Here is a 12,457-nt window from a genome sequence, read left to right as displayed (position 1 = left end):
CGGCCCTGCAAATCGCATTTTTCATCTCGATCGTGCCGCTGGCCCAGCCCGGCGCGATTCTAGCCTGACAAGCAAACCGGAAGGAATAGAATCATGTGCCTCGCCCATAGTAAGGTTGTCGACGAATTTGCCGACCAGGCAGAGCTCCCGCCATTTGCCGCGGGGCTCGTCGATACAATCAACAAGGCCGCGACGGCCATGTCGCTTTCGATCGGCCATCGTCTTGGCCTGTTCGACGCAATGCGTTCGGGCGATGCCAAGTCGCCTGCAGGCTGGGCCAACTCGCTTGGCCTGCAAGAGCGCTACGTGGCCGAATGGCTAGGGGCCGTCACGACTGCCGGCATCACCTATGTGGACGATCTTGGCCGATACAGCCTCCCGGCCGACCATGCGCTGTTTCTCGGCGCCGATGCGCCTGCGGGTAGCATGTCCAGCATGATGCAGTGGGTGGGCGTGCTCGCGCCCGTCGAGACTGAAATCGTGCGCTGCTTCGAGAAAGGCGGCGGCGTGCCTTACAGCGCCTATCCACGTTTCCACGAAGTAATGGAAGAAGAAGGCACGCTCACCTTCGATGCCGATGCGACGCTGGGCCTCGTAACCGGCCTTGTCGAGCGGCTGGAGCAAGGCATCGACGTCCTTGATGTCGGCTGCGGCCGCGGGCGCGCCCTGCGCATCTTTGCCGAGCGTTTTCCGAACAGCCGCTTTGTGGGTTACGACCTGTCATGCGATGCAATCGCCACCGCGCGCGAAAAGGCGGCTGATCTGCCCAACCTGCGGTTCGAGGTGCTCGACTGCATGAAGATGCGTGACGAGCGCGCGTTCGATCTCGTCTTCACCTTCGATGCGATCCACGACCAACCGCATCCGGAGACGCTGCTCGGCAACATCCGCCGCGCTATGCGGGACGATGCTGTTTATATCGCGCAGGATATCTGGGCGCACACCGATGTCGCGGCCAATCGCGACCATCCGCTGGCGCCATTCATTTACACGATCAGCTTGATGCATTGCATGACTGTTAGTCTGGCGCAGGGCGGTGTCGGACTTGGTGCCGCCTGGGGCGAAGAGAAGGCGTCCGAGATGCTCGCCAAGGCGGGCTTCGGGGACGTCGCAATGCACCGGCTCGAGCACGACATTCAGAACGCCTACTACGTTTGCCGGGGTTGACCCATCGGCAACCGATCTGGGGCACCCAAATTTCCCCCGTCCTCTCTCGAGCGCCCGGGGTTACTCGTCATCGCATAGCTACCGGCTCACACCCCATTCGCGGAGCAACAACCCGTCATGACTTCTTCATCTGCCACTCTCAGCAAGTCCGCGCCGATGCCGCGCGAAGCCATCGAACAGACCGTCGGCACGCTGACGTCAGCCTTCATCGGCGATCCGGTCATTCGCTGGATGTATCCTCAGGCAGCCGCCTATCTGGCGAGTTTCCCCCGCTTCCTCGAAGCATTTGGAGGCAGAGCCTTCGCCGCAGGAACGGTCTATAGCGATCCGCAAAACCGCGCCGCAGCCATGTGGCTTGCACCCGGAACTGCCCCCGACGACGAAGCGATCGAGACTTGCCTGCTCGAAACCGTTGCGCAGAGCCAACACGCCGACATGTTTGCGGTCTTTGCCGACATGGAGCGTGCGCACCCTGAATTTCCACACTGGTACCTGCCATGGTTCGGCACCGACGCGAACTGGCAGTCAAAGGGCATCGGGGCGGAGCTTATGCGTCGCTGTCTAGCCATGGTCGATGCCGAACGCTTGCCGGCCTATCTGGAAACGCCAAATCCGCGCAACATCTCCTTTTATGAGCGGCATGGCTTTAGGGTCACGGGCTCGTCTCAGCATGGCAAGTGTCCGCCCGTAACATTCATGCTGCGCGAGGCGCGGTGAATTGCGGGGCGAGCGGGCGCATGACCGGACGAGCCCTGATGCCTCCTGACAATTGGATGGTCTTATGACTTCACAGAGCCCGCTCAGGACCGACTGCCGCATTCGTGCGGCCGGGGTCAGGTCGGTCTGCGTGCATCCCGATTGAGCTTGGCGCGGCATTGCCCCCCTGTTGCTCCTGCAGATAGACCGCTGCGCGAGGAACCCGACGCTGCATGACGCGCCACGGACCTAGCGCCGACCATTTTCGCCTTTCGATTCTCAAGGAACTTCGACCATGATTTCTCGCCTCATAGCCTCTATCATACTCCCGCTTGCGATCGGGCTTGCCGCCTGCGCGCCTGCAGCCTCGCCAGCGGAGGAAGGCGTCACGCTGATCATCCGCTTTGAGGCAAGCGATGCCGGCCTCGATGAGTTCGTCGGGATCATGGACGGTGTGTCCGAGGCAATGTCGGCCGAGTCAGGGTTTGTTTCAGCCAAGGTCTACCGCGACGTCGATGAGGCCAACGTGTTCATCCTGAAGGAAGTCTGGGAAACGAAGGCACTGCATCAGGAGCACTTTATCCGGATCAACGAATCCGGTGATTGGTCGCATATCAACTCGCTGCTTATCGAAGAGCCGCAGATGGGGTATTTCGAGCCGATGTGATTTCGGCCCAGTACGTTGATGTGGTTTCGGGTTTAGGGCAGCCCTCAAACTTGTCTTTGCAGACTGTTTAGCGAAATCGCTCGGTCCCCTGCCAATGCATGCCCCTAACCGCCGCGGTCGGGTTGCTAAGCTCTCGAAACGGAGCATCGTCCCGCGCGCCTGCGGATGCGTGCGGCGGCGCTCGCGTGCACGCGCGACGCGCTTACCGTCTGCTTTCTCATCAGCTCAATCCAAAACCGGACAGTCTCCTACCGGCCCATTTGCCGATGTTGTTTCTATCTCGTCCCAGGTGGCAATTTTCACCTTCTGAGATTCAGGTCATGAACTCGCTGAGAGCTCGTGAGCCGGTCCTTATACGTCACTTGCGTTGCGAAACTACCACCGACGCGAAGCGACGGCGTGCATCGAAGCAGTCCAACCGATCATCAGCAGACCAACGAGTGCTTCGACACCCGAAATCAGGCGCATGCCCCCGCCGGATAAATGTCGCCAACACCAAGTCATGTGTACGTCGTGTAAGAGACGCAGATGTTCGGTTTTCGACCTTGCTTGTGCACCATGCCTCGAGAAATCGTCTCTTAGCTCATAAGGTCTGACCTCAATTGGCCCTGCCAACATAGGTTCGGTCTTGGCCAAGTACTGGGCAAGCTCAGATTACGATGCCTCGCCGCTCTTATGGGTCATTATGCATGGTATTGCCGACCTCGTTGCGACAAAGTTGCATGCTGCACAAATGGATATTGCTATGGCTCATACGGTTTCTCTCGCCAGAGCGGCTGTCGAGAAACTGGAGCGTGATTTCAACTAATCGTCATCGATCACATGAAATCCGGCTTGCCCCTAGCGATTACCTCGCGCAACGGCGTCCAATCTACCGGATATCGCTCGTTATCCAATGGATCGAGCTTCGCATCCCCTGAGAAAAGATTCTCTGTATATTGCATGCCCTGAAAGGCGGGATAAAGCTGATCTCCGCTGTCGAACCATTTCGCAATTTCGATCATGGGCTTCAGCGTGGCGACTGGGCCAACCCATTGAGTTTCAAACGCGTCGCCGGTCCCTGCGCTCGCCTCGTCAGCTACGTCATCGATGGTAAGGACATTCCCAGCGATGCGCAGATATCGCGGCGCACTGTCATCGAGAGCCGCGTGGGCAGCGTATTCGGCCGCATTATCCATCGAGGTGATGTCGATCTGTTGATCGTCAGATCCAAAATAGATGCTCTTGTGATGGTCGAATACGACAAGCGGCGATTCAGAAAAGATATATTCGGCGAAGAGCCCGTTCAAGATGCTGGTGGCAGCAATCGCTGTCCCTTCGAGATGCTGCGCGAATTCGCGTCTGAGATCGAGGTTGCGATTGCGGCCCTCTTCCATTTGGTAGAAGTCGATCGCGAAATCAGAGGGGATGAAGCGTGGCACGCCTGCCGTCAGCGCTCCTTCAAGAAGTACCTTTTGGGCATCGATGATGACCGGACGCAGTCCAGCTAGCGCTGAAACTACGCATACTGCGCCTTCGCAGGTCTTCGCAATTTCAACAGGGCTAGAAGTGTCGATGATGGCAACTGTCACGCCCAATCCTTCAAGATCGCGGACGTCTTTTGCATCGCTACCTTCGCGAGCAAGCGCGATGCATTGCGCTTCGAGCTTGGCGAGATGCGAACAAATCATTTTGCCTAGCGCGCCCGTAGCGCCCGCGACTACAACCTTCTCTCTATCCATCTGAAACTCCTGAAGAATACAGTCAAATCAAACTATTCAAGAAAGCGGTTGTTCCTCGCCTAGCTGGGGAGGGAGCCTTAGGCCCCGCGATAGCTCATCCGGTGAAGGCAGCAATCGAGCTCACGGACAAACGTAATACGTTTGTTCAGAGCACCTAAAACCGGAGTAGTTTTCACCTTAAGCGTTGGCGTTTGGTCATGCCGCCGTTAGCGACGAATTCAGCAGATCCGTTCGAACCGAGCGGCCGCTCTTGGCCGCGACTCTCTAGAACCGGATCCATTACTTTCGGACTCATTTCGAGACGTAGGGATCCAGCTGAGAAGGGTTGAAAAGCGGCAAGTCCGTTCTTGGGAGCTAAACTTCAGAAGCCGACATCCTTTCAGGCCTCCAAGAACGCGCCCATCCTTGTATAGCTTGTTGGCCAGTCGACGAAAGGCTCAGATCACGATCGGCGGCGAGCGCGACCATTGCTCTTCGCGGGCCTCTCGAATAATAATGTCTTATGTTTGAAGCTGTTAAAGATCGAGTCGAACAGCTCTTTCGCGATCAAGCGATAGAGAGCGACTATTGCGAACTTTCTGATCGAGTGTTCTGTTTTCGAGAGCGCCAAGCCTCGGAATTGCGTGACACGATGTACGAGCCCGCGCTTTGCCTGATTCTTCAAGGTGCGAAACAAACTATCATCGATGGCCGGAAGCTCTCCCTAACGGCTGGCGACACAGTTCTCATCAGCCATCATGTTCCAGTTCAGGCCCAGATCACAAAGGCAAGCGAGCACGAGCCCTACACAGCTCTCATCGTGAGGCTCGATATGTCGGTCATTCGCAGCCTGGTCGCGGAAATCGCACAAATTACAGGCGGAACGGATGACATACATTCTGTCGCTTCGGAAAAGGCCGAACTGGCGCTTCTCGAAGCGATCGATCGATTGCTCGTCGTGCTAGCAGATTCGCTGGAGGCGCAATTGCTGGGACAAGCCGCGATGAGAGAAGTCCACCTGAGGATGCTGCGGGCATCGCATGGCGGAATGTTGCGCGCAATGAGTTCGCCGCAGACTCCGGCAAACAGGATTGCGCGCGCCATTGCTTTTATCAGGGAGAACTACAAAAATTCGTGCCAGGTCGGAGACGTCGCTGCCGAAGCGGGCATGAGCGCAACGGTCTTTCATAAACGCTTCCGTGAAATCACCGGTACAACGCCGAACAGATATCTGAAGCGCATACGTCTTCAAGAGGCGCACAGCCTGCTTTCCGTCGATCGCGCTTCGGTCACGCATGCCGCACTCGAGGTAGGATACAAGAGCGTCAATCAATTCAGCCGTGACTACTCGAAGAACTTCGGAATGCCGCCGAAAGTGGCCAGAGCAACTGCGAACTAATGCCCTTTCGGCGGCTTGGCTAAGCTGCGAAATCGCCTGAGTGAGCGACCCGAAGGCGTAGCAATCAGGCGACGCTGGTAGCGGCCGCACCGTAACCGACGTCGAGCACCTCGCCAGTCATCTTGTCCGTTGCCTCTCCGGTAAAGTACATGACAGACTTGGCAACTTCCTCAGGCTCAACATGACCCACGCCGATCGGGTTCGACTGCGCTATCATCTCCGAAACGGCATCAAAGGTTGGGTTTGAAGCATTCGGCATCATCTGCCCCAGGACAGCAGCATTGTCCGCGAATGGCGTTCGAACAAGGCCTGGCGCCACTACATTGCAGAGGATGTTGTCGCGCCCGTAGGCTAGTGCCGCGCTCTTGGCAAAACCGTTAACCGCCCATTTGGTCGATCCATAGACGCCGAAGATATCGTTGCCAGTGCGGGACAGACCCGAGGAGACATAGATGATCCGTCCGCCTCCCGCACCGCGCAAGTGTGGCACGGCCGCCTGCGTTGTTTTCATGTAGCCTCCGACATTTGTTTCGTAGAGAGTCGAAAACAATTCTGCGGAGACGCCGTCGATAGCGCCCGCATGGCCGACGCCCGCATTGGCCAGCACAATATCCAAGCGACCGAAGCGATCGACCGCCTGACGCATCGCCGATTGCAAATCAGCGAGGTTTCGAACGTCGCCCTTGTAGCTTATGCACTGTACACCCAATCCCTCGATCTGCGCTTGCGCCGCAGCGAGGTCCGCTTCGCTCGATAAGCGATAGCTAATTGGAACCAGATTCGGTGTCGCGATATCGAACAAGACGATATTAGCGCCAGCCTTGGCCATTTCCACGGCCGAGGCCAGACCGATGCCGCGAGCGCCACCTGTGATGAAGGCCACCTTGCCCGACAGCTCGTGCTTGCTTCCTGCATTGTCCGATGATTGAGCCGAGGCGCTGGTGCCGCCAAAAACTGCGGGACCGGCTGCGGCGGCTACACCAACCGCTGCGGCAGCCAGCAGGTTTCGGCGATCAGGATTGTCAGGGCCGCTCATATCTGGGCTGCTTGCAAACTTGGGATTTGAATTTGTCATGTATTTCTCCTCGAAGAAACTCGGTCTGCGTTTGTGAGGATTGAGATACCGTTGCTCAGAAATCGTGGCTTGCCCATAAGTTCGAAAAACGTGCCAAATCCTCGCTATATGCGCCTTTGCCTACATTTCATTTGATAAGCCTGCGCGCGCTTTGAGAGACGGAGTTGCCCCTATTTTGTCGAATACGCGGCCACAGTTACGCGAACCGCGTCGCGCCGGATTGGTATGATCCTCTGATAGGCTTCCGATTCATGCCAGGCGTTTAGTGCCTCCAGATCGGGAAACTGGACGACGACGCACTCATCGTAATCGATCTCGCCGGCGAGCACGCTTTCCATCCTGCCCCAGAGCAGGCGCTCCCCACCATGCGGGATCAGACTGGCTTCCGCCTTTGCAACGTATTCGTCGAACTTAGCCCGGTCCTTCACGGACCATGTGGAAATGAAAAAAGCCGTCATTGTGGCCTCCTGATTTGGGTGGTGAATTGAGATGAGTCACCAGCGCGCTCGCAGCCGGTTCACGAGAAGATCGTCCTCAAGAATTCTAGCCTTCATAGAAACCAACTCCTTAATATCCCAGTTGGCGCTGAGATATCGACCGGCAGCCCAATCGGCTTGGCCCGAAGACAGCCAGACTGCGAACGCCGCGGCGAGTTCTGGGGGATCGTTCAGATGAGCATGCATGTATTCAGGCATACTCTTGCCGATCTCAGTGGCGACGCCACCTGGGTGCATGGCGAAGCACTTTACACCTTCTGCTCCGTGGTCGCTGTGAACGAATTCGCAAAGCCGATTGATCGTATGCTTCGAGGTTTGATAATCTGATGCGCCGTCCACCAGAAGTTGCGCGCCGACCGACGACACCAGAATGAGATGTCCACCTTGCGCCCCATCTTCTTGGGGTTTGGCCGCCGATTCAATCAAATGAGGCAAGCAATAGCGAGCGACGTGATAGGCACCCCGCACATTCACTTCGAATGTCGTCCACCAACCGTCTGGATCAGAAACTGCGAGCTTCTTCCACGGCCCTAAAGCCCCCGCATTTGCATCGGCCACATCGACGCCTCCAAACTTCGCGACGCAGTCGTCGACCGCAGCGCTGACCTGCATCGCATCGGTGACGTCGATGCTCATGTAAGCGTAGTCGGTGTTTGGATTGGCTTCCTTTACGACCTCACGCGCTTCTTGGAGACCTTGTTCAGATCGTGCCGTAGCGTAGATCGACTTGGCACCTGCAGCTGCAAAAGCGGCAGCGGTAGCGCGTCCAATTCCTTGCGATGCGCCGGTTATAAAGAGGACTTTGCCGGTTGCGCTACCGGCGAGCGCACCTTGCGGATCAATTGCATTGGTCACTGCATGGTGCGCGGTCAGATCCAAAGCCTGTTTTTCGATTGAGGACATTTAAATTCTCCGATGCAACGTATTTCAGGCAACCGCGTACGGACAACTCCACTTGCGATTGCGAGTGTTACGGACGAAGTAGCATCGGATGGTCGGCTGTGACTTGCCGGTTTCTACGCGAAACATGCCATTTTCTGCTTCGTTGTTTGCGCTCGGATTGGTCGTGACAAGTAAGAGGGTCTGCAACGGTGAACCCTTTAGAGTCACGGCTAGTTTATTGGGTGAGAACCTTCCATTCGATCGAACGGGGTGCCGTCCGCCTTCAGGGCTCATCAAAAGATGCCGATCCATCCACAATCGGGGCCACGCGGGATGGCCGTTTGCCGATTTCCCCAGCACCGAGAGCGGACTGACTGCCAACGGCCCATAAGCAGCCTCAAACGCTAGTGAGGCTCAAAATCCGCTCGGAAGTGATACGTTGTCGCGCCAGCATATTGCCTAGCCTTTCTGGACCATCCTTGGCAACTTGACACAGGAGCACACCCTACCCCGCGATTTCGGGCAGTAAATCTATGATTTTACGTCAAATAAGCGTTTTGGGCGGAATCAACTCGCCTACGAGTTAAGCGGGTTTCCGCCGAGCCGTAGGCAACTCACTTTGCGATAAGCAGCGGTAATTATGAGAGATTTCGCCGTGTTCTCGCGGGTCGCAGAAGAGTTGCGATTTTCAGCTCAAACCGTCAGCGTTTCGCTGCCTTGATCGGCACCACTTCCGCGCCCTCGCGGAGCTTATCAAGGTAATCGCTCCACCGCTGCATCATCCTCAAACGCTCTTTCCAATGGGCGCCGCGATGGTAGGCTGCACGGACCTTATCGCTGTCGCCGTGCGCAAGCGCGCGTTCGATGGCATCGGGGTTCCACTTGCCACTTTCGTTCAACAGCGTGGAGGCCATCGCTCGGAAGCCGTGAGCGGTCATCTCGTCGGTGGTATAGCCCAAGCGGCGCAGGCCTGGGTTGATCGTGTTATCGCTCATCGGTCGCCTTCGAGTGCGGACTGACGGGAACACATAGCCATCGGGTCCGGTCAGCCTATGGGCCTCTTCCAGGATCGCAATCGCTTGGCGTGAGAGCGGGACAAGGTGATCCTTGCGCACCTTCGTCTTACTCGCCGGGATCGTCCACAAAGCGCCTTCGAAGTCGATCTCGCTCCATTCGGCATGACGGAGCTCACCCGGCCTTACGAACACATGCGGAGCAAGCTGCATTGCCAGTTTGGTGATAGGTTGGCCTTCGTACCCGTTGATCGCCCTGAGCAGCTCGCCGGCCCCTGCTGGATTTAGCACCGCTCCATAATGCGTCACGGTCGGGTTCGTCAGCGCGCCCCTCAAGTCGCGCGTTGGATCGGACTTGAGGCGCGCCGTGGCCACCGCATAACGGAACATCGAACCTGCCAGTTGAAAGGTTCGCTTCGCGCTTTCCAGCTTGCCCTTGTTTTCGATACGGCGAACGGCTGTCAGGATGTCGGCGGGCTCGATGTCGGCGATGGGCAGATTGCCAATCGACCTGTTGAGGACCGACAGTAGGTATTTGCAGCGCTTCGCCGTTGCGGGTGCCCAGGCTCGTGAGCCATCGTGCTTGCGCTTCTAGCAAAACTCAGCGGCGATAGAAGCGAATGTATTCTCGGCACCAAGCTTCTTACGCACCTTCTCACGCTGCTTCTCACGCGAGGGGTCCTTTCCCTGTGCCAGCGTTTCGCGCGCGGCATCGCGCCTTCTACGCGCCTCTGCCAGCCCGATTTCCGGGTAGGTTCCGAACCCCAGTTTCTTCTCGCGGCCATCGACGCGGTACTTCATGCGCCACAATCTGCCGCCACTTGGCTGAACCAAAAGGAAGAGCCCTAGCGGGTCACCCAATTTGTAGGCTTTCACCTTAGGTCTAGCCTTGCGAACTGCAAAGTCTGCTAGTGCCATATTTTCAGACTTTTACCCGGTACGTGGCCCCCAAATCAGCGAGATTTGGCGGGACTAAGCGGGCAAATGCAGGACAACCGAACGCCAGAAAACCTATGTTTTCCATGGGATTTATAGCGTTTCCGGGATGTTTTGGGAAGGCGGCGCTGGAGCGGGTGAAGGGAATCGAACCCTCGTCGTCAGCTTGGGAAGCTGCTGCTCTACCATTGAGCTACACCCGCTGGCCGCCGCAGCGTTTGTCGCGTGAGGCTGTGCGCGTCAACGCAATTCTTGTTCGCCGGGAGACCCGTCCGGCGAAGAGCGCGATTGAAAATTGCCGCCCGGTTGCGCTAGACGGTGCCCATGAAACCGACCGTAAAGAACGTCACCCGCAAACCCGTATTCGCGCTCGCGCTGATGCTCTCCGCTGCGTCCGGCGGCGCGGTGCAGGCCGCCGATGTGACCATGTTCCGCAGCCCCTCGTGCGGGTGCTGCCTCGAATGGCTGGAGCATATGCGCGAATACTGGACGGCCGCCGGAGAGACTGGCGAAGTGAAGCCGGTCAGCACACCTGACATGCAATCGGTGAAATGGCGCGCCGGTGTGCCCGCCGACCTCTCATCGTGTCATACGACGTTGATCGATGGCTATGTGATCGAAGGCCATGTGCCCGCTGCCGACGTTGCCCGCCTGCTCAAGCAGCGGCCCGAGGGCGTGCGCGGTCTGGCTGTCGCGGGCATGCCGATCGGCTCGCCCGGCATGGAGTATGGCGACAGGCAGCAGGCGTATGATGTCGTCGCTTTCGGTCCGGCCGGGCGCACGGTCTGGTCAAGCTATCCGGCGAGCGGAAGCTAAGCCACCCCGCCTGCCAAGCGCCAAAAACAAGCACTTTAGCGAGGCGGCTTTCCCTTGCCGCTGCGCGCGCGCTGTTGCATTGGCTGCAGCAAGGAAAAGGAGATCCCCCATGCGTCAGATCGATCATTTCATCGTCGGTGACAGCCCCGCCCCAACCCGCAAGCACCAGGTGTGGAACCCGTCCACCGGAGAAGTTCAGGCCGAAGTCGGCCTTGGCGATGCCGCCTTGCTCGAACAGGTGGTCGCCACGGCGCAAAGGGTCCAGCCGGCATGGGCGGCAACCAATCCGCAGAAACGCGCCCGCGTGATGTTCAAGTTCAAGGAATTGATCGAGGCGAACATGCAAAGCCTCGCCGAACTGCTCTCCTCGGAGCATGGCAAGGTAATCGACGATGCGAAGGGCGACGTTCAGCGCGGGCTCGAAGTGATCGAATATGCCTGCGGCATCCCGCAGGTGCTCAAGGGCGAATACACCCAAGGTGCCGGTCCCGGTATCGATGTCTATTCGATGCGCCAGCCGCTCGGCATCGGCGCGGGGATTACGCCGTTCAATTTCCCGGCGATGATCCCGATGTGGATGTTCGGCATGGCGATTGCCGCGGGCAACGCCTTTATCCTCAAACCCTCGGAACGCGATCCCAGCGTGCCCGTGCGTCTAGCCGAACTGTTCGTCGAGGCGGGCGCACCCGAAGGGCTGTTGCAGGTGGTGCACGGCGACAAGGAAATGGTCGATGCGATTCTGGACCATCCGGCGATCTCGGCCGTCAGCTTCGTCGGTTCATCCGACATCGCGCATTACGTATACAAACGCGGCGTTGCAGCCGGTAAGCGCATTCAGGCGATGGGGGGCGCCAAGAATCACGGAATCGTCATGCCCGACGCCGATCTGGACCAGGTGGTGAACGATCTGGCCGGTGCGGCCTTCGGTTCGGCGGGCGAGCGGTGCATGGCGTTGCCGGTGGTCGTCCCGGTGGGCGAGGACACGGCAGAGCGGCTCAAGGAAAAGCTGATCCCGGCGATCCACGCGCTCAATATCGGTGTGTCGAACGACCCTGACGCGCATTACGGTCCGGTCGTGACTCCCGAACACAAGGCCCGCGTCGAAGGCTGGATCGACACCGCCGAGAAAGAGGGCGCGGAGATCGTCGTCGATGGGCGCGGTTTCACATTGCAAGGCCACGAGAAAGGCTTCTTTGTCGGACCGACCCTGATCGACCACGTCACGCCCAAGATGGAAAGCTATCAGGAGGAAATCTTCGGCCCGGTGCTCCAGATCGTGCGCGCGCATGATTTCGAGGATGCGGTGCGCCTGCCCAGCGATCATCAATACGGCAACGGCGTCGCGATCTTCACGCGCAATGGCCACGCCGCACGCGAATTTGCGAGCCGCGTCAATGTCGGGATGGTCGGCATCAACGTGCCAATCCCGGTTCCGGTCAGCTATCACAGCTTCGGCGGATGGAAGCGCTCCGGCTTTGGCGATATCGACCAATACGGGACCGAGGGTCTCAAATTCTGGACCAAGCTGAAAAAGGTCACACAGCGCTGGCCCGATGGCGGCGGCGATGGCTCCAATGCTTTTGTCATCCCGACCATGGGGTAGAGCCAG

Annotated in this window: 11 protein-coding genes, 1 tRNA gene and 1 pseudogene; 7 read left to right on the top strand and 6 right to left on the bottom strand. The window is 58.2% G+C overall.

All coding sequences use genetic code 11. From position 1 onward, the window contains the following. The first annotated feature begins 93 nt into the window (after positions 1–93). The 4 genes from KCG45_RS08040 to KCG45_RS08025 all read left to right on the top strand — a co-directional run bounded on the left by KCG45_RS08040 (position 94) and on the right by KCG45_RS08025 (position 3,338). On the top strand, positions 94–1,167 hold the full coding sequence (locus KCG45_RS08040) for a class I SAM-dependent methyltransferase (RefSeq protein WP_218316755.1): 1,074 nt from the start codon (positions 94–96) through the stop codon (positions 1,165–1,167). A gap of 117 nt (positions 1,168–1,284) precedes the next feature. Beyond that, positions 1,285–1,884: a GNAT family N-acetyltransferase gene (locus KCG45_RS08035; protein WP_218316754.1), complete on the top strand. Its 600-nt coding sequence runs from the start codon at positions 1,285–1,287 to the stop codon at positions 1,882–1,884. 274 nt (positions 1,885–2,158) lie between these two features. After that, positions 2,159–2,530, top strand: coding sequence for a putative quinol monooxygenase (locus KCG45_RS08030; RefSeq protein WP_218316753.1), 372 nt, complete (start codon positions 2,159–2,161; stop codon positions 2,528–2,530). 628 nt (positions 2,531–3,158) lie between these two features. Then, entirely contained in the window at positions 3,159–3,338 is a 180-nt protein-coding gene (locus KCG45_RS08025) for a hypothetical protein (protein ID WP_218316752.1), read from the top strand. 10 nt (positions 3,339–3,348) lie between these two features. On the opposite strand, the gene KCG45_RS08020 is transcribed toward KCG45_RS08025, so the two are convergent. Then, positions 3,349–4,251, bottom strand: a complete 903-nt coding sequence (locus KCG45_RS08020) for an NmrA family NAD(P)-binding protein (RefSeq protein WP_218316751.1) — start codon at positions 4,249–4,251, stop codon at positions 3,349–3,351. A 502-nt stretch (positions 4,252–4,753) separates the two neighbouring features. Here KCG45_RS08020 and KCG45_RS08015 point away from each other — a divergent pair. Beyond that, complete coding sequence (locus KCG45_RS08015) at positions 4,754–5,629, top strand: AraC family transcriptional regulator (protein ID WP_255548091.1); 876 nt, start codon at positions 4,754–4,756, stop codon at positions 5,627–5,629. A gap of 64 nt (positions 5,630–5,693) precedes the next feature. On the opposite strand, the gene KCG45_RS08010 is transcribed toward KCG45_RS08015, so the two are convergent. From KCG45_RS08010 to KCG45_RS07990, 5 genes and pseudogenes are all read right to left on the bottom strand, one after another. Then, complete coding sequence (locus KCG45_RS08010; protein ID WP_218316749.1) at positions 5,694–6,665, bottom strand: SDR family NAD(P)-dependent oxidoreductase; 972 nt, start codon at positions 6,663–6,665, stop codon at positions 5,694–5,696. Between the two features lie 209 nt (positions 6,666–6,874). Further along, positions 6,875–7,162 carry a DUF1330 domain-containing protein gene (locus tag KCG45_RS08005; protein ID WP_218316748.1) on the bottom strand — a complete coding sequence of 96 codons (288 nt, stop codon included), beginning with the start codon at positions 7,160–7,162 and terminating at the stop codon, positions 6,875–6,877. A gap of 36 nt (positions 7,163–7,198) precedes the next feature. Continuing rightward, entirely contained in the window at positions 7,199–8,104 is a 906-nt protein-coding gene (locus KCG45_RS08000) for an SDR family oxidoreductase (protein ID WP_218316747.1), read from the bottom strand. Between the two features lie 680 nt (positions 8,105–8,784). Beyond that, positions 8,785–10,014, bottom strand: a pseudogene (locus tag KCG45_RS07995) (tyrosine-type recombinase/integrase). 147 nt (positions 10,015–10,161) lie between these two features. Further along, positions 10,162–10,235: transfer RNA gene (locus tag KCG45_RS07990), tRNA-Gly, on the bottom strand. 121 nt (positions 10,236–10,356) lie between these two features. Between KCG45_RS07990 and KCG45_RS07985 the strand changes: the two genes are divergently transcribed. Beyond that, a complete protein-coding gene (locus tag KCG45_RS07985) occupies positions 10,357–10,848 on the top strand; it encodes a DUF411 domain-containing protein (RefSeq protein ID WP_255548090.1) in 492 nt (163 codons plus the stop codon). Between the two features lie 109 nt (positions 10,849–10,957). Beyond that, on the top strand, positions 10,958–12,451 hold the full coding sequence (locus KCG45_RS07980) for a CoA-acylating methylmalonate-semialdehyde dehydrogenase (protein ID WP_218316746.1): 1,494 nt from the start codon (positions 10,958–10,960) through the stop codon (positions 12,449–12,451). Positions 12,452–12,457: the final 6 nt, after the last annotated feature.

It is taken from the genome of Erythrobacter ani, from assembly GCF_019204025.1.
Classification (GTDB): domain Bacteria; phylum Pseudomonadota; class Alphaproteobacteria; order Sphingomonadales; family Sphingomonadaceae; genus Erythrobacter; species Erythrobacter ani.
The sequence above is the reverse complement of the archived record's forward strand: the minus strand, read 5'-3'. Positions and strand labels throughout refer to the sequence as shown.

Bases quoted from the DNA above. Each gene is read 5' to 3' on its own strand.
- KCG45_RS08040 (WP_218316755.1), top strand. From the start codon at position 94: ATGTGCCTCGCCCATAGTAAGGTTGTCGACGAATTTGCCGACCAGGCA.
- KCG45_RS08035 (WP_218316754.1), top strand. From the start codon at position 1,285: ATGACTTCTTCATCTGCCACTCTCAGCAAGTCCGCGCCGATGCCGCGC.
- KCG45_RS08030 (WP_218316753.1), top strand. From the start codon at position 2,159: ATGATTTCTCGCCTCATAGCCTCTATCATACTCCCGCTTGCGATCGGG.
- KCG45_RS08020 (WP_218316751.1), bottom strand. From the start codon at position 4,251: ATGGATAGAGAGAAGGTTGTAGTCGCGGGCGCTACGGGCGCGCTAGGC.
- KCG45_RS08015 (WP_255548091.1), top strand. From the start codon at position 4,754: ATGTTTGAAGCTGTTAAAGATCGAGTCGAACAGCTCTTTCGCGATCAA.
- KCG45_RS08010 (WP_218316749.1), bottom strand. From the start codon at position 6,665: ATGAGCGGCCCTGACAATCCTGATCGCCGAAACCTGCTGGCTGCCGCA.
- KCG45_RS08005 (WP_218316748.1), bottom strand. From the start codon at position 7,162: ATGACGGCTTTTTTCATTTCCACATGGTCCGTGAAGGACCGGGCTAAG.
- KCG45_RS08000 (WP_218316747.1), bottom strand. From the start codon at position 8,104: ATGTCCTCAATCGAAAAACAGGCTTTGGATCTGACCGCGCACCATGCA.
- KCG45_RS07985 (WP_255548090.1), top strand. From the start codon at position 10,357: ATGAAACCGACCGTAAAGAACGTCACCCGCAAACCCGTATTCGCGCTC.
- KCG45_RS07980 (WP_218316746.1), top strand. From the start codon at position 10,958: ATGCGTCAGATCGATCATTTCATCGTCGGTGACAGCCCCGCCCCAACC.